Origin of the sequence: uncultured Lentibacter sp. (assembly GCF_937123735.1) — a bacterium.
GTDB lineage: Bacteria > Pseudomonadota > Alphaproteobacteria > Rhodobacterales > Rhodobacteraceae > Lentibacter.
In genome coordinates, this window is sequence record NZ_CAKZKL010000038.1 from 1 (window position 1) to 23,532 (window position 23,532).

Sequence of the window (23,532 nt, forward strand, 5' to 3'; positions counted from 1 at the left end):
CGAATTGGTATGCCTCTCGAAACGAAGGCGGACATTGCCGCAATCTATCTCCTCATCTTTGCAGGCGTGGTTGCCACCTTTCAGATACTTAGCTTTACCTCGGTCGGTATCGTTACAGCAGTGGCTGCGATTGCGTCAGGCGTTTTATCGTGGCTGCTGTTTCGCTGCATTGCAGAACACTTGCGTCTTCAAAAGAAGATGGCTGGTGTGCCGTTCGAGGGCCGGATCACGCCGGCTGGCGAGGAAATGTGCTGGGCCGGTAGCTCACTGTCCTTGATCCTCAGATGATACCAATATTCATCAAGTTGTGATGCATCTCTTGTAGCCCGCGATGCTGCAACGGACAACGATATGGGTGTCGATGGCGGCCTTACAGAAGCGGCCGTATTGTTTAATCTAACGTCAATTACAAATGTAACTGATCTAGCAGCTGCATTCTCAGCAGACAGCTTTGTGATCTAAGCATAGGCCCTCTTTTCCAGAGAGCTAGCTAAGCCCCCCAAGGAAACTTGGGGGGCTTTTTGCGGTCAGTTTGTGGGGGGTGGCTTTGGTGGTTTGTGGCGAAGTGGCCAGTGTTTATTGGGTATTGGGCCAGCAGTGCTGCCCTTTACTGGTGGATCGAGCGGTTTGGGCTTGCGGTATAGTTGCGGAACGGGGTTTTTGAGGTGGCAAAGCGGCGGTTAAATGCAGCGCGTTTTGGGGCGTCGATATAATCGCGAACCCGTCCAGAGATAAAACACCTGACGCATTATAAGAACCCGAACCTTTTATAATATCGCTCCTGCGTAGCTCCGGGTATTACCGTATTCTATTGCGCTCTGCTCACCTCGTCACGCGCGGGGGGGTATTTGGCGTTTTCAAACCAAGGGCTTTGCCGTAGGTGTCGTCGGCCACGGCGGCGCTTTGGAACAGGCGTTCTGATGAAAGATGCGCATAGCGTTGGGTTGTTTTGATACTGCTGTGCCCAAGCAGCTTTTGCACGTCATACAAAGAGACCCCGTTGTTGACCAATGTCGAGGCATAGGAATGCCGCAAATCATGCAGGCGCAGATTTGGCAGGCCAGCTGCGGTGCGCACGTTGTTCCAGGCGTTGAACACACAGCGATAGGGCAGACCTGTCTTGGGGTTGGCAAAGAGATAGGGGGTCTGCCTGTCAAAGAAGGGCTCGCTTTTCAGCCGTGCAAGCACAGCAAGGGCTGAGTCTGACAGGTAGATATGCCGAGGCTGCCCTGACTTGGCTAAGGGCACCAGCCATGTCTTGCTGCTGTGGTTGATATGGGCCCACTTGGCGTTGAGCGCTTCAGAGCGCCGTGCGCCGGTCATCAGCATGAAGCTGATAATATACTTCAAAAACAGGTTGCGGCTGTCTTCAAGAGCCTCGGCAAGGCGCTGCACCTCTGCCGACGAAAGATGGGTTGTGTGCTTTTGCACAACCTTCAGCAGCTTAATTCTCAAATCGGCCCGTGCGGGAACGCCTTCCAGCTCAAGCTCGTTGGCAAGCGTATACAGGTTGCCAAATAAGATCAGGATCCGGTTGATGAACGCTGGCGCATAGCCGCGCGCCAACAGGCTGCCGCTCCAGTTTTGGACCATCAGACGGCTGATGGCATTCATCCGCTTGGCGCCAAACCGTGGTGCGATATGATGCTGGAACAGGCTCTTGTTGCCGTAAATGTCCCGGTGCTCGTTTTGGCTATAGGGCATATAGACCGTGTCAAAAAACGCTTTGATCGTGGGGCTTTGCATTTTGTCGTGTTTTTCTTCCAGCGGGTCATTTCCCAGGAAAATCTGGCGTTTGAACGCTTCGGCACGCTTGCGGGCGTCGCCGATGCTGAGCGCGGGGAAGGGGCCAAGCGGGAGTGTTCGTTGCCGTCCCTCAAAGGTATAACGCAGATAGAACGACCGCCCCGCAGGCCTCACTTCAAAGACCAGTCCTCTGGTTTGAGGGTCGGTCAGGGTAAGTTTTTTCTTACCGTTCGGGACCTGAATGTTTTTAAGTTTTGATGCTGTCCACATGATTTGCTCGCCTCTTATGGGTATTGGCGAATCATTATTATGTCCCAAATTGAAACTTCAAGCAGAATATTTCATATTATAATAAAATTAATTTTATAGAGATATTTTGCCATGATGAAGTCTGCATAAGAATTGTGCTGGCCTGCGCCCGTTACATCATCCTGCCGGAAAGGTTTTTGGCCTGTGGTTTTTTGCGGTGTCGCGGTTGGTGGCTCAGTGCTTTGGTGGCAGAACGATCTCGGCTGGGCGCGCGTTTTGGGTGACAAAATCGGCGTTTTTCATATCGTTGTTCAAGACGCGGGCCCGGGCATCCTGTGGCGATAGCCCGTGTTGCAGCCACCGCGCCAGCAGGCGGCGCTCAAGCGTGTCGCGCGCCACCTCAAGGGCCACCGTCATGTCAAACAGCGTTTCAAGGCTGTCCCAAGGGGGGCTGCGCAGGAGCAGGTAGTTACCTTCCACCAGCACAATGCGGGTGTGCGCGCTGAGTTGGCCCGCATCGGGGCGGGTGCAATCGGCTTGCCTGTCAAACGTCGGAAACTGAAGCTCTGGCTCGGTGCGCACCCGTGCCAACAGCTCTGCAAACCCTTGCGCATCAAAGGTTTCCGGCGCGCCTTTGCGCTCCAGCAGCCCCCGCGCGCGCAGCTCGGTGTTGTCAAGGTGAAACCCGTCCATGGGCAAAACAGACGCCACGGGCCCCAGCCTGGCGGCAAGCGCGCTGGCAAGGGTTGTCTTGCCGCTCGCCGGTGGCCCGGCAATCGCCACCAGACAGCGCATTCTTCCTTTGGCGCGGGTGGTGATCAGCTCCAGAAGCTTTGTTATGTCCATGTTGTCCTTTGCGTGGCTTTACGGGTTGTGAGCCAGTGTCTGGGCCAGGGGTGTTTGGGCCATATAGCTGCGCAATGTGGCTTCACAGCCGTCCTCCCAAAGATGCCGCAGCCAATGCTCAAACGCGTTTGCAAAGGGCGCAGCCCCGGCCAGACTGCCATAAAGGCTTTCCTGGGCCAACCAGAGCTTTGGCGCGGTGCGCGCGTTTTGAGCAACTTGCGTAAGTGCGCTCCAATGCGGATCATTGGGCGCAATCTGGCTCCCGTCTTCGCGCGTGCCAGCGCACATCCGCGCCCAGAGCGCCTCCACCAGCGCGAGCCCATCAACAGAGCCCCCCCGCGCGAGCTGATCACGCAGAATGGGCAAGACAAACCCCGGATGACGGGCCGAGCCGTCAAAGGCCACCCGCCGCGTGGTGTCTACAATGCGCGGGTTGGCAAAGCGTGTTTCGATCAGCTCAAGATAGGCCGCAGGGGCCATGCCCGGAACCGGCGCAACCGTCTGCGTGATCTCATCGGTTTGCACCTTGCGGAACATGCCGGCAATCAGCGGGTGGGCCATACAATCTGAAATGGTCTTGAGGCCCAGCGTTTCGCCGACATTGGCCAAAACCTGATGGCCTGCGTTCAAAATCCTGATTTTCATGGCCTCGTAAGCATGAACATCGCTTGAGAATGTTGCGCCGGTTTTGTCCCACTCTGGCCGGCCAGCGCAGAAATCATCTTCCATCACCCATTGGCGGTAGGCCTCGTGTGTCACGGGGGCGGCATCGGCAATTCCAAACCCCTGTGCCAGGGCCATTTCGCCTGCCCCTGTGGCGGGGGCAATACAGTCTACCATAGAGTTGGGAAAGCTTACCTGGGCTTCAATCCAGTCGGCCAAGGCAGGATCAGACAGGCGCGCCAGCGAAACCACCGTTTGACGCAGGATGTCGCCATTGCCTTGCAGGTTGTCACAGCTCAGGGCGGTGAAAGGCCCGTATCCGGCGTCGCGCCGGCGCTTGAGCGCAGCCACCATCGCGCCAAAGGCTGTGCGTGGTGTCAAAGGGTTGGCTGCATCATGCCGGATATCCGCATGGCCCGCATCAAAGCCCTTTGTGAGTGGGTCGATGAAATAGCCACTTTCCGTCACCGTCAGCGCAACAATGCGAATGGCCCGATCTGCCATCTGCGCAATCAGCGCGGCGTTGCCCTCCTCGATGGGCAGGTAATCAATCATCGCGCCCACAACCTCGGCTGAAACTTCCGCCGGATCGAGCTGGATGAGGGTGGTCAGGCAGTCTTGTGCCAGAAGCTTTTCGCGCATGGCCGTGTCATAGGGGCGCACACCTGCGCCAATGATCGCCCAATCTTGGGCAAGCCCCTCCTGCATCAGGCGGTGAAGATACCAGGCCTGATGGGCGCGGTGAAAGTTCCCCACCCCGATATGCACAATGCCGGGTGTCAACGCCGCGCGGTCATAGCGCGGATGCGCCACCGGCAGCCTGCCAAGCGTTGCATTGGAGAGTTTGATCAGCTCAGTCATTCGTCACCGTCCAAGAATCAGGTTTTTGCGCGCCTCAAAGCGCCCGCAGAGAGGGCCAGAAAACGGCCCAACTGATCACCGCCCAAAAGCCACGCCGTCACGCCACCCGCAGCCCCTGTGCATCAAACCTGTGCAGTTTCTCCAGCTGTGGTGTCAGGAATATTTCGTCGCCATGCTTCACGGGCAGCTCGCCATCCACACGCACGGTGAGCGGATCACACCCGGGCACCCCGTGAATGTGCAGGAAGGTGTCAGAGCCAAGGTGCTCGGCCACGCCGACAGTGGCTTTCCAGAGCCCTTCGCTCGCGGAGACATCCACATGCTCTGGGCGGATTCCTATGGTGGCTGCCCCGTGCTTTTGCGCCTCGGCACCCTTGATCAGGTTCATCTTGGGCGAGCCGATAAACCCGGCGACAAATTCGTTGCAGGGCGCATGGTAAAGCTCCAGCGGGCTGCCCACCTGCTCGATCACACCGGCGCGCAGCACCACGATCTTGTCGGCCATGGTCATGGCTTCCACCTGATCATGGGTCACATAGATCATCGTGGTTTTCAGCTTCTTGTGCAGTTCGGCAATTTCCATCCGCATCCCGACCCGCAGAGCGGCATCAAGGTTTGACAAGGGCTCGTCAAACAAAAAGGCCTGTGGCTCGCGCACAATGGCCCGGCCAATCGCCACGCGCTGGCGCTGCCCGCCCGAGAGCTGCCCGGGGCGGCGATCGAGGTAATCGGTGAGGTTCAGCGCTTCGGCCGCCGCCGAAATACGGCGCTCCTGCTCCTCAAGCGGCACCCCGGCCATGCGCATCGGAAAGGCGATGTTCTTCTTCACCGACATATGCGGATAAAGCGCATAGGACTGAAACACCATGGCCAGGCCGCGCTTGGCGGGGGGCACATGGGTGGTGTCCGCCCCGTCGATCTCGATATGTCCGGCGCTGACATCTTCCAGCCCCGCAATCAGGCGCAGCAGCGTTGACTTGCCACAGCCCGAGGGGCCGACAAACACGGTGAATTCGCCGTCTGCAATTGTCAGGTCAAGGGGCGGAATAACCTCCACTTCGCCAAAACGCTTTGACACTTGGCTGAGTTTGATATGTCCCATTGGTCTGGTCCTTCCTTATTTCACAGCGCCAAAGGTGAGGCCGCTGACAAGTTGTTTCTGGCTGAACCAGCCGAGGATGAGAATTGGAGCAATGGCCATGGTCGAAGCGGCGCTGAGCTTGGCATAAAACAGCCCCTCCGGGCTAGAATAGCTGGCGATAAAGGCCGTCAGCGGCGCGGCTTTGGCCGCCGTCAGATTGAGCGTCCAGAAGGCCTCGTTCCAGGCCAGAATGACATTCAGCAAAACGGTCGAGGCAATGCCGGGGATGGCCATCGGCGTCAGCACATAGAGCACCTCTTCCTTGAGGCTGGCCCCATCCATCCGCGCCGCCTCAAGGATCTCTCCGGGGATCTCCTTGAAGTAGGTGTAAAGCATCCAGACAATGATCGGCAGGTTGATCAACATGAGGATGATCACCAAGGCGATCTTGCTGTCCAGAATGCCAAACTGGATACAGATCAGATAGATCGGATAGAGCACCCCCACCGCTGGGAGCATCTTGGTGGAGAGCATCCAGAGCAGAATATCCTTGGTGCGCTTTGAGGGCACAAAAGCCATCGACCAGGCCGCCGGCACCGCAATCAGGATCCCGAGCAGGGTCGAGCCACCGGCAATAATGATCGAATTCCACAAAAAGCGGCTGTAATTGGAGCGCTCCATAACGGCGGCATAATTCTCCAATGTCCAGTCAAACCCGAGAAAGATGGGCGGATCGGCGATCGCCTGCGCCTCGGTCTTGAAGCTGGTGAGAATTGTCCAGAGGATCGGAAAGAAAATCAGCAGGCCCACACCCCAGGCGAGGGTTGTGTTGATGATCTTGCGTTGCTGCGTGACTGCGCGTGCCATGGTCCGCTCCTTATTTGGCCAAGTTCTTGCCAACAATGCGCATCAGGAAGATGGCAATGATATTGGCCAGAATGATTGCATAGACGCCCCCCGCCGAGCCCAGCCCGACATTCTGGCTTTCCAGCACCCGCTGGAAGATCAGATAGGTCAGCGTCTTGGTCCCGAAAGCGCCGCCGGTGGTGACAAAGATTTCCGCAAAGATCGAGAGCAGGAAAATCGTCTGGATCAGGATCACAACGGTGATCGCCCGCCCCAGATGCGGCAGGGTGATAAAGGCAAAGCGCTTGTGCGCCGGCGCGCCATCCATCTCCGCGGCCTCAAGCTGTTCGCTGTCCAATGACTGGATCGCCGTGAGCAGAATGAGCGTGGCAAAGGGCAGCCATTGCCAAGACACGATCATCACAATCGAAGGAAGCGAGGCCTGGCTCAGCCATTCCACAGGTTGCGCGCCAAAAAATTCCCAAAGATGCGCCAGAAGGCCATAGTTTGGGTCCATAAACATGTTCTTCCAAACCAGCGCCGAGACCGTTGGCATCACAAAGAAGGGCGCGATCACCAGAATGCGCACCATTCCCTGGCCCCACATCGGCTGGTTGAGCAAAATCGCGAGCACCACCCCGAGCACGACGGTGATCAGAAGCACGCCCCCCACAAGCGTGAGCGTGGTCAGAACCGAGGGCCAGAAGGCGCTGGAGCTGACAAAGCGCACATAGTTGTCAAACCCCACCCAGCCCAGATCACCGCCGCGCAGTGGCAGGTATTTCTTGAACGAGAAATAGAGCGTCATGGTCAGGGGAACGAGCATCCACCCAAGCAGCAAGACCACCGCCGGAGCCATCATAAGGCGCGCTGCTGATCGGGAGTGATGAGTGGCCATGGGGCATATCTCCTCTGTTCGCGGGCTGTGACCGCCTCAGATCGTTGATAACATATTTTGAATGGTGGGGGGGTGTAAGGGCGGCACAAAGCGCCGCCCTTTGGTCTGGGGCGTTAGCGGTAGCCGGCAGCTTCCATCGCCTCGTTGGTGATGGCCTGCGCCTTGGCAAGCGCCTCTGCAACCGTCTGCTGGCCAGCATAGGCCGCCGAGAACTCCTGGCTCACCTCTGTGGCAATGCCCGCAAACTCGGGGATCGCTGCAAACTGCACACCCACATAGGGCGAAGGCTCAACCGTCGAGTTCTGCGGGTCCGCCGAGAGGATCGAGTCCAGGGTCATCTGTGCAAAGGGCACTTTCTGATACTCCGGGTTCTCATAAAGCGAGGTCCGCGCGCCGGGAGGCACGTTGGCCCAGCCTTCGTTGGCCGCCACAAGCTCGATATAGTCTTTGGATGTCGCCCATTCGATGAACTCTTTGGCCGCCGCTTCTTTTTGCGTGCCAGCCGGGATCGCCAGCGCCCAGGCCCAGAGCCAGTTGGAGCGTTTGCCAAGGCCCGTGTCAGGCGCAAGCGCAAAGCCGACCTTGTCTGCAACAGTTGAATCGTTGGGGTTGGTCACAAAGGATGCCGCAACGGTGGCATCAATCCACATGCCGCATTTGCCTTGCTGGAAGAGCGAGAGGTTTTCGTTAAACCCGTTCGTCGCATAGCCCGCAGGGCCGCTCTCATCCATCATGCCTTTGTAGAAGTTGAGCGTGTTGGCCCAGGCGTCGGTGTCAAACTGGGCGTTCCAGTCCATGTCAAACCAGCGCGCGCCAAAAGAGTTGGACATCGCCGTGATGAAGGCCCCGCCCTCGCCCCAGCCGGCCTTGCCCCGCAGGCAGATACCGTTGATGTCGTTGTCACGGTCGGTCATGGCCGCAGCCGCCGAGCGGATGAAATCCCATGTCGGCGCTGCCGGCATTTCCATGCCCGCGGCGTCCATCAGGTCCGCGCGATACATGATCATCGAGCTTTCGCCATAGAACGGGGCAGCATAGAGCGTGCCGTCATGGCTCAAACCACCGGCCATCGCTGGCAGGATGTCGGCGGCGTCATAGTCAGCGCTCAAATCATCGAGGCCAACAAGCCAGCCGTTTGCGCCCCAGATCGGCGTTTCATACATGCCGATCGTCATGATATCGAACGTCCCGCCCTTGGTCGAGATGTCGGTCGTGACACGCTGGCGCAGAACATTCTCCTCAAGCGTAACCCACTCGACAGTGTGGCCTGTCTTGGCCGTAAAGTTGTCGGTGTAGCCTTGCATACGGATCATGTCGCCGTTGTTCACCGTGGCGATCGTGATCGTTTCAGCCGTCAAGGCACTGGCGCTGACAAGCGACAGCGCTGTGGCTGCAAAAAGTTTTGTCTTGATAGACATCCGTAGTCCTCCAATTCGGGATGATGGACGGAAGGTAGTTTAAATTGCAACGCGGGGTCAATATTATTTTAACGCGCGTAAAGAAAATCTGCAAACACCCGCTTTCCCAAGCTCTTACGCCGAGTTGCGCATGACAAGAGAACCGTCAAAAAGCGTTTCTTCCCGTGTCTTGAGGCGCTCGCCGGTGTCCAGAATGTTGAAAAGCGTGCTCGCCGCGCGATTCGCGATGGCGGCATAATCCTGTGCAATCGTGGTCAGCGACGGCGAGGTGAAGCGTGAAAACGGGTGGTCGTCATGCCCGGCAACGCGCAAGGCCGCCCCGTCACCATGGCCCACACGGATGCCCAGATTATAGGCCGCCGAAAGCATCCCGATGGCGAGCCTGTCGTTGCTACACAAGATCGTGTCTGTCTTGAAGCGCCCCTCATAGAGCAGCCGCCCGCCTTCGGAGCGTCCGATCTCTTCAAAGCCCCAGCCTTCGCCGTCCACCTGATAGACATGCGCCTCAAACCCGTGTTGCCCCATGCTCTCAAGATAGGCCTGACGGCGCTTGTTGGCGTTGGGGTTGAGCGGTGATTTCATCTCAAAAAGGCAAGGCGGCTGGCCGCTGCGGCACAGATATTCCACAATCAGATCGACACTCTGAAAGTTGTCGGTGCCCACAAAAGCCTCGCACAGCCCCTCGACATTGGCATCAAACAAGACAACCGGCACATCCTGGCTAAATTTCTCGATGTCCCTGCGGTCTGACACACGGCCAAACGGCGCAAGCAACACCCCCGCAGGCTTGAGCGAGCGCAACGCCTCAAGGTTGCGGCTCTCCTGCTCGGGGCTTCCGTGCGAACTCATCAAAATGGGGCTATACCCCGCCGAGATACAGGCCAGCTCAACTTTGCGCCCGATTTCGGCGAAAAACGGATCCGATAGGTTGGGCAGCACCACCCCAATGTTGCGCGTCGTGCGCCGGTTCTGGTTCACGGCAAAGACATTGGGCCGATAGTCATATTGCGTGAGCGCCAGCTCGACCTTTTCCCGCGTCGACTGGCGCACGCTCTCCGGGTCGTTGAAATATTTCGACAGCGTGGGGCGTGAAATACCACTCACGGCTGCAAATTCTTCCATATTTCTTATCTTCTTCAAGAGATGCTTTCCCGAAAGTTATCCAAAACATTACGCGAGTAAACGCTATCTTGAATATGATCACTTTGCCACAAAAGACAAGCCCGCTCCCTTGTCTTCCAAAGAGCGGGCCAGCCGGTAGCTTTTGAGCAGCGAAATGTCAGATCGCCAGTTTGGCCAGAAGGCCGCGCGTCGAGGCATCCTTCCCCACAGCCGGCGCGCCCTGCACCATGGGCAAAAGCGTATTGGACAGCTCCTTGCCCAGCTCCACGCCCCATTGGTCAAATGAGTTGATCCCCCAGATAACCCCTTCTACAAACACGCGGTGCTCATAAAGCGCAATCAGCTGTCCAAGCACAAAGGGGGTCAGCTTGTGATAGGCCAGCGTCACAGAGGGGCGGTTGCCCGCAAAAACCCTCTGCGCCGCCTGGCGCTCCTGCTCGGCCCCCTGAAAGCCCTGCGCAGCCGCGATCTGCATGGCTTCCTCAAAAGAGCGCCCCACCATGAGCGCTTCTGATTGCGCCAGGCAATTGGCCTTCAAAAGCGCGTGGTGCTGCGCAAGTTCAGGCTCATGGCCCTCGGCCGCAATCAGAAACTCTGCCGGAACAACATCTGTTCCCTGATGCAACAGCTGGTAAAAGGCGTGCTGCCCGTTGGTGCCCGCTTCGCCCCAAACCACGGGTCCGCTCTGCCGGGGAAGCGGGGCACCGTTTAGCCCCACGCTTTTGCCGTTGCTCTCCATGTCAAGCTGCTGAAGATAGGCCGGCAGCCGCGCGAGGCGCTGATCATAAGGCAGCACAGCGCGCGTGGCATAGCCACAAATATTGCGGTGCCAAATGCCGACAAAGGCAAGCAACATGGGCAGATTGCGCAGCGTAGGCGCCTGCAAGAAATGTCGGTCCATCGCCGCCGCACCGGCCAGAAAGGCGCGAAACGGTTCTGCCCCAACCGCCAGCAAGATCGGCAAGCCGACAGGTCCCCACAAAGAGTAACGCCCGCCAACCCAATCGGCAAAGCCAAACACCCGCTCCGGGGCAATGCCCATGTCGGCGGTGCGCGCAAGCGCGCTAGAGACCGCCGCCAGATGCGCGCCGATATCTGGCCCCACGCCCGCGCGCAGCCAGTCCAGAACGGTCGCGGCATTGGTCATGGTTTCAATTGTCGTGAAGGTCTTTGAGGCCACAATCACCAGCGTCGTCTGCGGGTCCAGCCCGCGCAAAATATCTGCGGCATGAGCGCCGTCGACATTGGAGATAAAATGGCAGCGAGGCCCGCTCTGATAGGGCGCAAGCGCCTGGCTCGCCATCACAGGTCCAAGGTCAGAACCGCCGATCCCGATATTGATCACATCCGTGAAGCGCGCACCATTTTGCGCCACAATACGGCCCTCGCGCACACCCTCGGCAAAGGCTTCCATACGCGCCAGCGTCTGGGCAATGGCGGGGCGCACATCGGCGCCGTCGATCACAAGCGGCGCAGTGTCATCCGCGCGCAGCGCCATGTGCAAAACAGCCCGCCCTTCGGTTTCGTTGATCGTCTCTCCCGCAAACATCGCCGCGCGCTTTTCAACCACGCCTGCCGCCTCGGCCAGGTCACGCAACAGCTCCAGCGCGGCCGGGTCAATGTTGGTTTTGGACGCGTCCAGCAGCAAGCCATCCGTGTCCACTGCGAACTGCTCAAAGCGCGCTGGGTCCTCCAGAAGCGCGGCGATCCTGCGTCCCGATGTGTTGGCCCGGTTGGCCGCAAGCTGCTCCCAAATCCCTGTCATGACGGCGCACCAAGCCGGGCGGCTTTTTGCGCCAGCGCCTCGATGCCGTCCCAGTCGCTTCTGGCCACCATGTCTTGCGGGGCAACCCAACTGCCCCCGGCGCAGAGCACGTTGGGCAGGCTGAGATAGCTGGGCGCATTGTCCGGGCTTATCCCCCCTGTCGGGCAAAAGCTGATCTGGGGCAAAGGTGCGCCAATGGCCTTGAGCGCTGGCGCGCCGCCTGAGGCTTCGGCGGGGAAAAACTTCATCATATCATAGCCCCGCGCCAGAAGCCGCATGGCCTCGCTGGCCGTGGCCGCGCCGGGCAAGAGCGGCAGGCCCTCGGCCTCACAGGCGGCCAGAAGCGCGTCTGTCGCGCCGGGCGAAACGCCAAATGTTGCTCCGGCGGCCTTGGCCGCGCGCGCATCCTCTGGCGTGATCAGCGTGCCCGCGCCAACATGTCCACCTGGCACTGCGGCCATGGCCGCGATCGCCTCCAGCGCGGCTGGCGTGCGCAATGTCACCTCAAGCGCTGGCAGCCCACCGGCCACGAGCGCCTCGGCCAAAGCCCGCGCCTTGTCTGCGTTTTGCACAACAAGCACCGGCACAATCGGCGCGATCGCACAAATCTCGCGGGTGCGCGCACTTGCCTCTTTTGGGGATAGGGTCATGGGTCACTCTCCAAAAATGCTGGCGCCGTCTGTGGCAGCGCTGACTCGGTTGCGGAACATGGCAAAAAGCTCGCGCCCCGTGCCCCATTGGGCAGAGGCCAGCTCGGGTTTGGCATCCGCGCGCGCCTCCACGTCCGGCGCCAAAATATCCAGCGTGCCCGCAGCGCCGTCCACGCGGATCATGTCACCATCCTGCACCCGTGCAATCGGCCCGCTGTCCACAGCTTCGGGCGAGACATGGATCGCCGCGGGCACCTTGCCCGAGGCCCCCGACATCCGCCCGTCTGTCACCAGTGCCACCTTGTGGCCCTTGCCCTGCAAGATCGACAAAAGCGGCGTCAGGCTGTGCAGCTCGGGCATCCCGTTGGCCTTTGGCCCCTGAAAGCGCAGGACCACAACGGTGTCTGTGTTCAACTCACCGGCCTTGAACGCGGCCTTCACAGAGGCCTGATCTGAAAACACCCGCGCGGGCGCCTCCACAATACGGTTCTCCGGTGCCACCGCCGAGACTTTCATAACCGCCGTGCCCAGCGAGCCCGACATCCGCTTCAGCCCGCCTGTGGGCTGAAACGGGTCTGCCGAGGGCCGCAAGATACGGTCGTTCAGGCTCGCCGCAGGCCCCTGTGTCCAGGACAACTCCCCATCGGCATAAACCGGGTCTTTGGTATAATGCTCAAGCCCTTGGCCCGCGACGGTCTGCACTTCGGGGTGCAAAAAACCCTCTTTGAGCAGATCCCCGATCATATAGCCGAGCCCCCCCGCAGCGTGGAAATGGTTCACATCCGCCAACCCGTTGGGATAGACCCGCGCCATCAGCGGCGTGACATCGGAAATATCGGAGAAATCTTCCCAATCCAGAATGATCCCGCCGGCGCGGGCCATGGCGACAAGGTGAATGAGCAGGTTGGTCGAACCGCCGGTGGCGTTCAGCCCGACGATCCCGTTCACAAAGGCGCGCGCGTCCAGAATATCGCAGGTCGGCGTATACTCGGCCCCCAAAGCGCTCAGCGACAGGGCCTTTTGCGCGCCAAAGCGCGTGAGGGCCTGGCGCAAAGGCGTGTTCGGGCTGACAAAGCTTGCCCCCGGCAAATGCAGCCCCATAAACTCCATGAGCATCTGGTTGGTGTTGGCCGTGCCATAAAAGGTGCAGGTGCCGGGGCCGTGATAGGCCGCCATTTCCGCCGCCATGAGCGTCTCGCGCCCCACTTCTCCGGCTGCAAACTGCTGGCGCACCTTGGCCTTCTCGTCGTTGGAGAGCCCGCTTTCCATCGGCCCCGCTGGCAAAAAGACCGCAGGCAGATGTCCGAAGGCCTGCGCCGCAATCACAAGCCCCGGCACAATTTTGTCACAGACCCCGAGAAAGACAGCCGCATCAAAGGTGTTGTGGCTGAGCGCAACCGCCGCCGAGAGCGCAATCACATCGCGCGAAAACAGCGAAAGCTCCATGCCAGCCTCGCCCTGTGTCACCCCGTCACACATCGCTGGCACCCCGCCCGCAACCTGCGCTGTCCCGCCTATCTCGCGCACGGCGGCCTTGATGATCTCGGGGTAGCCCTCAAAAGGCTGATGCGCCGAGAGCATGTCGTTATAGGCCGTGACAATCCCCAGATTGCCAGACTGGCCTGCGCTCAATCGGCCCTTGTCATCGCCCGAGGCGGCATAGGCATGGGCCTGCCCGCTGCACGACAGATGGCCCCGCGCAGGGCCCTTGGCGCGCGCGGCAGCCATCTGTGCAAGATATTGCCCGCGCGGGCCTTCGCTGCGCGCAATAATCCGCTCTGTCACGCGCTCGATCGTTGAATTCAATGTCATCTTCGTGCCTTTCAATTCAGTTCCCGCCAGCGGCGGCCATCGCGGTGCAGCAGCATCAGCGCATCATCCGGCCCCGCGCTGCCCGGGTCATATGCGGAGGGCTTGGTGCCAGCCTCTTCCCAGCCTGTCACAATCGGATCGACCCAGGCCCAGGCCGCCTCGGCTTCGTCCCCGCGCATGAACAAGGTCTGATCCCCACGGATCACATCCATGATCAAGCGCTCATAAGCGTCCTGTGCATCCGCCTCCTGCTCCAGCGCGTCTGCAAATGTCATATCCAATGTCACCTCGGCCAGCCGGAAGCCGCCCGGTCCGGGCTCCTTGATGGTGTTGCGCAGGGTGATGCCCTCGTCAGGCTGGAGCTTGATGATCAGCGCGTTGCCCCGGCGCGACGCCATGTCCGGGAAGATCATATGCGGCGGATCACGAAACACCACCGCAATCTCCGAGCAGCGCGCCCGCAGCTTCTTGCCGGTGCGCAGGTAAAATGGGGTCCCCGCCCAACGCCAATTGCCGATGTTCACCTTCATCGCAACAAAGCTCTCAGTGCGGCTCTGGGGGTTGCCAGCATGGTCGCGGTAGCTGCCAACATCGCCTTGGGCGCGATATTGTCCGCGCACAATGTCGTCCTGGCTCACAGGCTCGAGCGCTTCGATCACCTTCACCTTCTCGTCGCGCACCGCATTGGGCCTGAACCGTGAGGGTGGCTCCATCGCGGTGAGGCACAATAGCTGCATCAGGTGGTTTTGCACCATGTCGCGCATCGCGCCCGACTTGTCATAATACTCGCCACGCCCCTCAACCCCGAGGCTTTCGGCCACGGTAATTTGCACATGGTCAATATGGGTCGCATTCCAGAGCGGCTCCCAAAGGGCGTTGGCAAAACGCAGCGCCATCAGGTTTTGCACCGTTTCCTTGCCAAGGTAATGGTCAATCCGGTAAATCTGGCTTTCCGCGAAGCTGCGCCGCAAATCGGCGTTGAGGGCCTGGGCTGTCTTGAGGTCGTGGCCGAACGGCTTTTCCACGACAATACGGCTCTCTGGCGTGGCGATCCCGTGGCTGTGCAGGCTCTGCGCAATCACCCCGAAGAGCGCGGGCGAAACCGAAAGATAAAATGCCCGCACAACCCCCTCACGCAAGCGCGTGGCCAGCTCGGCCCAGCCGCTTTCGCCCGTGGCATCCACCGTGACATAGCTGATTTTTTCAAGAAAATCCGCCACCAGCGCCGCATTGTCTGCGGCACTGGGCGAAAAACCGGTCAGGCTTTGGCCCACCAGCGCCCGAAAATCGGCTTCGCTCATCTCGCTGCGCGCCACCCCGATGATGCGCGCCGCCTCGGGCATCTGCCCCACGGCAAAGCGGTGAAACAGGCCCGGCAAAATCTTGCGCTGCGCCAAGTCGCCGCTGGCCCCGAACACAACGAGGTCAAACGGGTCAACAGGGATAACTCTTGAGACCATGGCTTAGCTCGCAATCTGCATGTCGGTGGTGTGCATCAAATGGCCCATCCGTGCGCCCGTATCCAGCATCCGGTTGGAAAAACCCCATTCATTGTCATACCAGCTCACCACCCGGATCAGCCCGGCCTCGGTGATCGAAGTTTGCGCCGCCGCAAAGCACGACGAATGTGGATCATGGTTAAAATCAACCGAAACAAGCGGGTCGACCTCATAAGACAGAACACCGGCGAGCGCGCCCTGCGCCGCCTCGGCCATCGCCGCATTCACAGCTTCAGCCGTTGCGGACCTCTCGGGCATAAAGCACAGATCCACCATCGAGACATTGGCCGTCGGAACCCGCACGGCTGAGCCTTCGAGCTTGCCGGCAAGCTGGGGCAAGACCAGCGAGATGGCCTTGGCCGCCCCTGTCGAGGTGGGCACCATGGAGACAGAGGCCGCGCGCGCGCGGTATAGGTCTTTGTGGTGGGTGTCCTGGCTGGGCTGATCGCCTGTGAAGGCATGGATCGTTGTCATATACCCGGTCTTGATCCCGAATGCGCGCTCCAAGACCATGGCCACGGGGGCAAGGCAATTCGTGGTGCAAGAGGCATTGGAGACAATCACATCGTTCTGAGTCAGCGTGGCATGGTTGACGCCATAGACCACGGTTTTGTCGACATCTTTCCCCGGCGCTGAAATCAGCACACGTTTTGAGCCGTTTTGCAAATGCCGGGCCGCTGCGGAGCGCTCGGTGAAGAGGCCGGTGCATTCATAGGCGATGTCAACATCGTCCCAGGCCAGCTCTTCAGGGTTGCGCAGCGCGCTCAGGCGTATGCGGTGCGCGCCCACGCACAGACACGCTCCCTCAACCCGGACCGGGGCGGCCAAGCGCCCGTGGACACTGTCATATTTCAGCAGATGCGCAAGGGTTGCCGCCGGCGCCAGATCATTGATCGCCACCACCTCGATATCGGCGTCACCCCGCTCGATAAGCGCGCGCAAGACACCGCGCCCGATACGTCCAAACCCGTTGATTGCAATCCTGAGTGTCATAGGTGTCTCCTTACCACAGATTGGTTAGCGCTAACATTTTTGAATGAAAAGAGGGCCGAGCGGTCATTCATGTTACAGCTCGCTTGCCCAGGGCGGGTTCGCGCCCACCCGTGAAACCGTAATCGCCGCGACCCGCGCCCCATAGGCGAGGGCCGCCCGCAGGGTTTCAGGGGCCAGATCTGCCAGGCCGCTCTTGTGCAGGCAGCCCTGCTCAGAGAGTTTGGCCATGACGCCGGCATTGAAAGTATCGCCAGCCCCGACCGTATCAACCGTGTCGGCGCGCTCGGCGGGCACCTGCACCTCTGCGCCCCCGGCCAGAAAGCCCGTGGCCCCTTCGCCCCCGCGCGTGAGGATGACAAGCGAAACACCCTTGTCCAGAATCCCCTCGACTTTCTCGCGCAGCGAGAGTGGCTCTGGCGTGAGCCAGTTGAGGTCTTCGTCAGACACTTTCACAATGTCGGACTGCGCGATCATCTGGTCCAGCCGCGTCCGATAGCGGGCAATATCGCGGATAAATCCGGGCCGGATGTTGGGATCCAGCATCACGGCGCGCCCGGCCGCATTCTGGGCCAGCAGCGCCGCATAGGCATAGGCGCCCGGCTCACAGGCCAGGCTGATCCCGCCGAAGTAGAGCGCGGTGGCCTCTGCGGTGAGCAGGGGCATTTCTTGCGGCTCCAGCATCCGCCCTGCCGAGTTCTCGTCATAAAATTCATAGGTGGCATGGCCGTCGACAAGCCGCACAAAGGCCAGTGTCGTGGGGCGGTCGGAGGTGATGACGTGGCGCATATCAACCTGGCTTGCTCTCAGGCCCTCGCTCAGCAGCTGGCCAAACATGTCACGCGACAGCCCGCTCAGCATTCCTGTCTGCACGCCCAGCCGGCCAAGGGCAATCGCCGTGTTGTAAACAGCGCCGCCGCAATGGGGGACAAAGCCCTGCGCCCCGCCTTCCGTCGGGGCGGGGATCATGTCAATCAAAGCTTCTCCGCAACAGAGTATCATCTGCTCACCCCTTCAAAAATGCAGTCCGGTCCACCAGAAACCGGTCCGAAAGCGCCAGGCTGGCCGCGCCAAGCGCCTTGGCATCAAATCCAACCGTTCCCGGCCGGATATCAGGCCGCTCAACACCGGGCATGGCCAAGCTGGCCAGCGCCGCACGGGTGCGCACAATGAGCGCTTCGCGCACGTCCTCGGGTAGGGAGCCGTCTATCAGAACTGTGGTAAAATCAATCAGACAGACAGAGGCGGCAATCGCCTGCGCGAGCCCCTGCGCCGCCTGATCAAGCCAGGCGTCCAGCACCGTTTGCTGCGCGGCCCAATCGTCGTTGCGCGCCCAGATCTGCGCGCTCTGCTGCCCGGCACGGCGCAACATCTCTTCCAGGGTCACAAGCGATGCAACATCCACCAACTGGCACATCTGCCCCGCCTGCGAGACAATCGGCACAGAGCCAAGAGCCGCCGCATTGCCGCTTTTGCCGGTGTAAAGCATGTCATCCAAAACAAGCCCCCCGCCGACAAAATAGCCGATATAGACATACAGAAAATCTCTTGGCTGGCTGTGTGCGCTGTGGTCCCCGAAAACGAGCTCCGCACTGCACGCCGCTGAGGCATCGTTGCAAAGATACACCGGAAACGCCCAGGACGCGCCAATCTCGGCCGCAATATCGCGGGTGCGCCAGGCGGCAAGCCCGGCAGTTGCCGGCTCCGTGGCCTCTTGCCAATCCCACATCCGAAAGGGCAGCGCGATCCCCAGACCCGCAACCCGCGCAGCATCCGCCGCAGGCAGCTCGGCCAGAAAATCCCCGATCGCCGCATTGGCAAAGGCCACCGCATTGTCCGGCGTCGGGTGTTCATGGGTCTTGCGTCGGTGGGCGCGCACCTTGCCCAGAAAGTCACAGAGCAACAGCTCCGAGCCGCGCCGCCCCACCTTCAACCCGAGAAAAAACGCCCCTTCAGCGGCCAACCCCATCGGCACCGAGGGCTGGCCAACCTTGCCGCGCACCGGCGCGCCCCGAACCAGCAGCCCGTCATCTTCCAAGGCGCGCATGATCACCGAAACGGTCTGGGCCGACAACCCCGTCAGCCGGGCCACCGCGGCCTTGGGCATTTGCCCGGCCTGGCGAATGACAGACAGGACGAGGCGCTCGTTATAGGCCCGCAGCCCGCTTTGGTTTGAGCCGCGCACCGCAGGATCAGCGCTGCCGGCGCTGCCCTGTGAACTCAAGCTGGTGCGGGTCTCAAATGACATGGAAGGGTCCAAGCGTGGGGTCAGGTCTTTGCGCTGCATGTCCCAGATTTCGCTCCGCCTGTCAAATAAATAAATCAAAGTGATTTATTTATTAGTGGTGCCTCGGGTGCGTAGGGCCGGGCGCTTGCGCGGCTCAGTGGTTGATCCCGGAACAGATCGGGTTACCTATAGAGGGCACCAGCGCAGGACAAATCCATGACAGACCACCCCGGGGCCACCCCCGCCTTTGCCTTTGACAACAGCTATCACCGCGAACTGTCAGGGGCCTACGCCCCTTGGCAGGGCGAAAAAGTGCCCGCCCCTAGACTTGTGCGGTTCAACACCGCGCTTGCGCAGGAGCTGGGCCTTGATCCTGAGGCGCTGGACAGCCCGGCGGGCGCGGCGGTGCTCTGCGGTATGCGCACCCCCGCCGGGGCCGCGCCGCTGGCCATGGCCTATGCGGGGCATCAGTTTGGCGGGTTTTCACCGCAGCTCGGAGATGGTCGGGCGCTGCTCGTGGGCGAGATCATCAGCCCCGCAGGCGCACGGGTTGACTTGCACCTCAAAGGCTCCGGGCGCACCCCGTTTTCGCGCGGAGGCGATGGCAAGGCCGCGCTTGGCCCGGTCTTGCGCGAATATCTCATGGGTGAGGCCATGGCGGCGCTGGGCGTGCCCACCACGCGTGCGCTTGCGGCTGTCGCCACCGGCGAGAAGATCCACCGCGACAGCGGCGCAAAAGACGGGGCCGTTCTGGCGCGTGTCGCGGCGTCGCACCTGCGGGTCGGGACATTCCAGTTCTTCGCGGCCCGTGGAGACACGGAGATGCTGCGCAAACTGGCCGATTATGCAATTGCCCGCCACGATCCCGATCTGGCCGGACAGCCGGATCGCTATCTGCATTTTCTGGACCGGGTCGCTGGGCGTCAGGCCCGGCTTGTGGCCCATTGGGTCAGCCTGGGCTTTGTCCATGGTGTGATGAACACCGATAACATGACGCTTTCGGGGGAAACCATTGATTATGGCCCCTGCGCCTTCATTGACGGCTATGACCCCGCCGCGGTCTTCTCCTCCATTGACACAACGGGGCGCTATGCGCTGGCCCGTCAGCCCGATATTGCCGTGTGGAATCTTGCGCGGCTGGCCGAATGCCTGCTCGGGTTGATTGATGCCGATGATGCGGCGGCCATCGCCCGTGCGCGCGAGGTGATCAACGGGGTGCCTGCGCGCTACCAAGCCGCCTGGCTTGGGCATATGCGGGCCAAGCTCGGCCTCACACAGGCCACGCCCGAAGATCAGCCCTGCATCATGGGTTTCCTGCAAAGCCTGCAAGACCAGTCAGTGGACTATACCGCAGCCTTTCGCGCTCTGGCCACAGCCCTGCGCGGCAACAGAGCACCGCTCCGCGCGCTCTACCGCAGGCCCGAGGCGCTTGAGCCTTGGCTGGAGGGCTATCTTGCCCGCGCCGCTTCCGCCAACAGGGCGCCAGACGCCCGCGCCGATGCCATGGATCAGGTCAATCCCCTCTATATTCCGCGCAACCACAAGGTCGAAGAAGCGCTGCAAGCTGCCGAAGCCGGCAACATGGCGCCCTTTGAAAGCCTTCTGACCGTCCTGCAACAACCGTTTACACCCTCTCCCGATGCCCAGGCGTATGCCATGGCGGCTCCCGAGAGCTTTGGCCCTTACAAAACCTATTGTGGCACCTGAGCGGGGCGTTTTCGCTTTGGAGGCATCCCGGGGGCAGTCGGGCGAGCCATCTTAAGAGATAAAATACCCTAAAGAGGTTGTTTTTCATCTTTTGCACACCTAGGGTTGTGGGGCAAATAGGGCGCCGGGGGCCCCAGAGGTGCATAAATGCGGTAACTGGTAAGAGGTTAAAAATGACTGTCATCAACGTAAACGCTTGGATCGTGTCTTTCCCGTTCGGCAACAACCAAGTGCCGACGGCTGTTACGCCGGTCACTGTCAGCCTCGGCTTTGAGGGCAGCGACACCACCACAACCTACAGCGTGATACAGACCACGCCGGATGATCTGGAGGTCACCCTGACAACCCCGGGTCTGAACACCATTCTGGTCGACGGCGCACCGATCGCGACAGCGCCAGAAGATCTTTACGCCTTCGTGAGCCATTTCACCTGGGGCAATGGCAATGCCGCGAGCCTTTTGTCCCTCAATGATCTGGACCCCAACAACACGACCGAAGAAAGCCTGCTGGTCCAGATTGGCGGAGATCCCTTGCCTGCGCTCGCCACTTTGGCAGAGTTTATCGCATTCGCTTCAAACGTGTCGACAGGACCAAACATGCCCGCCGGTCTGCAAGCCGGAGACGTGATCGACCTGGCCACGCTGCCCGGTGCCACGCAGGCGGCTAACACGCCGTCAGATGGCAATGACCTGCTGATCGGCGGCAGCGCCGACGATCAATTCGCCGGGGGCGCCGGGGCTGATGACATCCACGGCGGCGATGGAAATGACGTGGCTTTTGGCGACACGGGCAATGATGAAATCTATGGCGGCCTCGGCGACGACGCCCTGCGCGGCAACGCCGGGCGCGATGACCTCTACGGCGAGGAGGGCAACGACAACCTCAAAGGCGGCAAAGGGGATGACCTGCTCGTGGGCGGGGCCGGGGATGATGTCTTGCTGGGCAACAAACAGGATGATGATCTCTTCGGCGGCGCTGGCAATGACACGCTCAAAGGCGGCAACGGAGATGACAGCCTGAACGGGCAGGGCGGCAGCGACTCGCTTTCCGGCGGCAAAAAGAACGACATCCTCGACGGCGGCGCCGGCGATGACCTGCTCAAGGGCGGCTTTGGTGCGGATGTCTTTGTTTTCACCGGCGGTGCCGATGTCATCAGCGATTTTGGCAAGGGCGCCGACAAGATCGACATCGACATCGAACTGGGTGCCGAAGGTGGCACCACCCTGGCCGAATTCCTGGCGGCTTACGGCACACAGGTGGGGGCTGATACGGTGTTTGATTTTGACAACGGCAACAGCCTGACCCTGCAAGACGTGATGCTCACCAGCCTCGATGGGAACGATTTCGTCGCCTGACCCGATGCGCCAGGCCCCCTGCCACGGGGCAAACCGATGCGCTCTACAGGCCGCTCTTCGGAGCGGCCTTTTCCGTCAGGCCTCGCTCAAGACTTCGGCCAAAACGCTCACAGCCAGCATCCGCGCGTCGCGCGCTGAGGGCACAAGCCCAATCGGGCCTTTCAGCCGCGCCAGCTCGGGGGCGGCCACGCCCATCTCCACAAGCGCGATCCGCCGCATGGCGGCCGCCCGCTGGCTGCCTTGGGCCCCCACATAAAAGGCCGGTGTGGCCAGAGCGCCGCTGGCAATGGGCGGTTCCCAGTCGTGGTCATGAAAAAACAACACAACAGCGGTGCGGCTGTCTGCCGCCAACCCCTCGGGGTAATGTGCATGGGTCAGATGCCGCCCGGCACAGCCCACGGCGCGCAGCGCGGCCAGTGTCTCCTCGTCGGGCGACAGCACAAGGTTGGGGTAGCCCGCCGCCTGCACCAGCCCGGCAAAGCTTGCGGTCTCTGGCCCTTTGCCAAAAATCAGAAAGCGGATCTCCGGCTCGATGCCAACACAGAAGACATCGCCCTCCCAGCCCGTGTCGCGTGCGGGCAGGCTGCGCAGGCCCCCGCTGCGCGGATCTATCTCAAGGGCCACCGCAGCACGCGCGCTGTGGGCGTGCAGCAAAGCCTGCAAGACGTCCGGATCGGGGCGGGGCACGAGCACAATGTCAAGCCCGCCACCGCAGGGCAGCACAATATCGCCAAAAGGCGAACCCTTGCCATAGCGCAGTGACCGCAGCGCCCCCTCCTGGAGGGCTTGCAGCGCATGTAGCCCGATATCAGATTCAACACAGCCCGACGACAGCGTGCCAATGCGTGTGCCGTCTTCCAGCACAGCCATCATGGCCCCAAGAGGGCGGTAAGACGGCCCGTCAACGCCACAAATCACACAAAGAACACCGGCCCCGCCCGCCTGCGCAAGCTGGCGGATCGGCTCGATCACTGTGCTGGCATCAAGCGCGGGAACGCTCATCTGATGTCCTTTTCTCTGGCAGGGTAACCATTTGCTAACCTTGTTGAGGCAACATGGTCAACAATGGGTGACCATCCGCCAACAAATTTGGCGCAAATGCAAGATATGCAGGGTGGCACCCGGCTCTACCAGACAATCGGTTTGTGCGCATAGTCAAAGAACTGCCCGCTTTGCGCGCGTTCCAGCCTCAGCATCACGTTTACAAGGTTCTCCGCCGCCTGTTCGGGCGTCACCGTGCTGTGGCGCGCGGCGTAATCGGCGGTGAAGTCTGTCGCAACGGTTCCGGGGTGCAGCGCCACGGCAATCGCCTCCTTGTGGCTGCGGCCAAGCTCGATGGCCGCGCCGCGCACAAGCTGGTTTGCCGCGGCCTTGGAGGCGCGGTAGGCGTGCCAGCCGCCTATCGCATTGTCGCCAATCGAGCCGACCCGCGCTGTCAGAACAGCCAGCACAGAGCGGCCCTTTTTGGGCAAAAGCTTCGGCGCATGGCGCAGCACATAGCCCACGCCAAAGGTGTTCACCCTGAACACCTCTTCAAAGCTCTCCTGCCGTATCTGGCTCAGCGCCTTTTCGGGCGCGCCGCCTTGGGCAGCCAGAATGCCCGAGGCCATGAAGACAAGCTCATAGGGCCCCTCAAGCGCGCCCAGATGCGCATCAACACTCGCCTGATCGGTGATGTTCAGCCCGTCTGCCGCGCGCGACAGGCGGGTGACCTCCCAGCCGCGGGTTTCTAGCTCCTGCGCCACCGCGGCCCCAATGCCGCCCGACGCGCCTATGATCAATGCTCTCTCTGTCATC

20 protein-coding genes are annotated in these 23,532 nt (G+C 60.8%); 3 read left to right on the top strand and 17 right to left on the bottom strand.

Going from position 1 to position 23,532, the window contains the following annotated elements:
- The coding region (locus Q0478_RS12005) for a hypothetical protein (RefSeq protein WP_298679584.1) at window positions 1–288 on the top strand (288 nt) is incomplete at its 5' end.
- Window positions 289–822: 534 nt separating this feature from the next.
- On the opposite strand, the gene Q0478_RS12010 is transcribed toward Q0478_RS12005, so the two are convergent.
- The 15 genes from Q0478_RS12010 to Q0478_RS12080 form a co-directional block, all read right to left on the bottom strand.
- Complete coding sequence (locus tag Q0478_RS12010) at window positions 823–2,016, bottom strand: site-specific integrase (protein ID WP_298679585.1); 1,194 nt, start codon at window positions 2,014–2,016, stop codon at window positions 823–825.
- A 213-nt stretch (window positions 2,017–2,229) separates the two neighbouring features.
- Window positions 2,230–2,841, bottom strand: coding sequence for a phosphoribulokinase (locus Q0478_RS12015; RefSeq protein WP_298679586.1), 612 nt, complete (start codon window positions 2,839–2,841; stop codon window positions 2,230–2,232).
- Between the two features lie 18 nt (window positions 2,842–2,859).
- Complete coding sequence (locus Q0478_RS12020; protein WP_298679587.1) at window positions 2,860–4,365, bottom strand: mannitol dehydrogenase family protein; 1,506 nt, start codon at window positions 4,363–4,365, stop codon at window positions 2,860–2,862.
- A gap of 97 nt (window positions 4,366–4,462) precedes the next feature.
- Window positions 4,463–5,467, bottom strand: a complete 1,005-nt coding sequence (locus Q0478_RS12025; RefSeq protein ID WP_298679588.1) for an ABC transporter ATP-binding protein — start codon at window positions 5,465–5,467, stop codon at window positions 4,463–4,465.
- A 15-nt stretch (window positions 5,468–5,482) separates the two neighbouring features.
- Complete coding sequence (locus tag Q0478_RS12030; protein WP_298679589.1) at window positions 5,483–6,313, bottom strand: carbohydrate ABC transporter permease; 831 nt, start codon at window positions 6,311–6,313, stop codon at window positions 5,483–5,485.
- Window positions 6,314–6,323: 10 nt separating this feature from the next.
- Window positions 6,324–7,190, bottom strand: coding sequence for a carbohydrate ABC transporter permease (locus Q0478_RS12035; RefSeq protein WP_298679590.1), 867 nt, complete (start codon window positions 7,188–7,190; stop codon window positions 6,324–6,326).
- Window positions 7,191–7,303: 113 nt separating this feature from the next.
- Window positions 7,304–8,608 (bottom strand): sugar ABC transporter substrate-binding protein, encoded by a 1,305-nt coding sequence (locus tag Q0478_RS12040; protein ID WP_298679592.1) that lies wholly within the window; start codon window positions 8,606–8,608, stop codon window positions 7,304–7,306.
- Between the two features lie 114 nt (window positions 8,609–8,722).
- A complete protein-coding gene (locus Q0478_RS12045) occupies window positions 8,723–9,730 on the bottom strand; it encodes a LacI family DNA-binding transcriptional regulator (protein WP_298679594.1) in 1,008 nt (335 codons plus the stop codon).
- Between the two features lie 157 nt (window positions 9,731–9,887).
- Window positions 9,888–11,495, bottom strand: a complete 1,608-nt coding sequence (gene pgi / locus Q0478_RS12050) for a glucose-6-phosphate isomerase (protein WP_298679596.1) — start codon at window positions 11,493–11,495, stop codon at window positions 9,888–9,890.
- Window positions 11,492–12,145 (bottom strand): bifunctional 4-hydroxy-2-oxoglutarate aldolase/2-dehydro-3-deoxy-phosphogluconate aldolase, encoded by a 654-nt coding sequence (gene eda / locus Q0478_RS12055; RefSeq protein ID WP_298679598.1) that lies wholly within the window; start codon window positions 12,143–12,145, stop codon window positions 11,492–11,494. The genes pgi and eda overlap by 4 nt, the downstream gene beginning before the upstream one ends.
- 3 nt (window positions 12,146–12,148) lie before the next feature.
- Window positions 12,149–13,957: a phosphogluconate dehydratase gene (edd, locus tag Q0478_RS12060; RefSeq protein WP_298679600.1), complete on the bottom strand. Its 1,809-nt coding sequence runs from the start codon at window positions 13,955–13,957 to the stop codon at window positions 12,149–12,151.
- Window positions 13,958–13,968: 11 nt separating this feature from the next.
- On the bottom strand, window positions 13,969–15,417 hold the full coding sequence (gene zwf / locus Q0478_RS12065; RefSeq protein ID WP_298679602.1) for a glucose-6-phosphate dehydrogenase: 1,449 nt from the start codon (window positions 15,415–15,417) through the stop codon (window positions 13,969–13,971).
- 3 nt (window positions 15,418–15,420) lie between these two features.
- On the bottom strand, window positions 15,421–16,449 hold the full coding sequence (gene gap / locus Q0478_RS12070) for a type I glyceraldehyde-3-phosphate dehydrogenase (protein ID WP_298679603.1): 1,029 nt from the start codon (window positions 16,447–16,449) through the stop codon (window positions 15,421–15,423).
- 72 nt (window positions 16,450–16,521) lie between these two features.
- A complete protein-coding gene (locus Q0478_RS12075; protein WP_298679605.1) occupies window positions 16,522–17,448 on the bottom strand; it encodes a carbohydrate kinase in 927 nt (308 codons plus the stop codon).
- A 4-nt stretch (window positions 17,449–17,452) separates the two neighbouring features.
- Entirely contained in the window at window positions 17,453–18,694 is a 1,242-nt protein-coding gene (locus Q0478_RS12080) for an ROK family transcriptional regulator (protein WP_298679607.1), read from the bottom strand.
- 195 nt (window positions 18,695–18,889) lie between these two features.
- On the opposite strand from Q0478_RS12080, the gene Q0478_RS12085 reads away from it, so the two are divergent.
- Together Q0478_RS12085 and Q0478_RS12090 are read left to right on the top strand one after the other, a co-directional pair.
- On the top strand, window positions 18,890–20,380 hold the full coding sequence (locus Q0478_RS12085; RefSeq protein ID WP_298679609.1) for a YdiU family protein: 1,491 nt from the start codon (window positions 18,890–18,892) through the stop codon (window positions 20,378–20,380).
- A gap of 173 nt (window positions 20,381–20,553) precedes the next feature.
- Window positions 20,554–21,735, top strand: a complete 1,182-nt coding sequence (locus Q0478_RS12090) for a calcium-binding protein (protein ID WP_298679611.1) — start codon at window positions 20,554–20,556, stop codon at window positions 21,733–21,735.
- A 75-nt stretch (window positions 21,736–21,810) separates the two neighbouring features.
- Here the strand turns inward: Q0478_RS12090 and Q0478_RS12095 are convergent, their stop codons facing one another.
- A complete protein-coding gene (locus Q0478_RS12095; RefSeq protein WP_298679612.1) occupies window positions 21,811–22,737 on the bottom strand; it encodes an XdhC family protein in 927 nt (308 codons plus the stop codon).
- A gap of 125 nt (window positions 22,738–22,862) precedes the next feature.
- A complete protein-coding gene (locus Q0478_RS12100; protein WP_298679614.1) occupies window positions 22,863–23,531 on the bottom strand; it encodes an SDR family NAD(P)-dependent oxidoreductase in 669 nt (222 codons plus the stop codon).
- Window position 23,532: the final 1 nt, after the last annotated feature.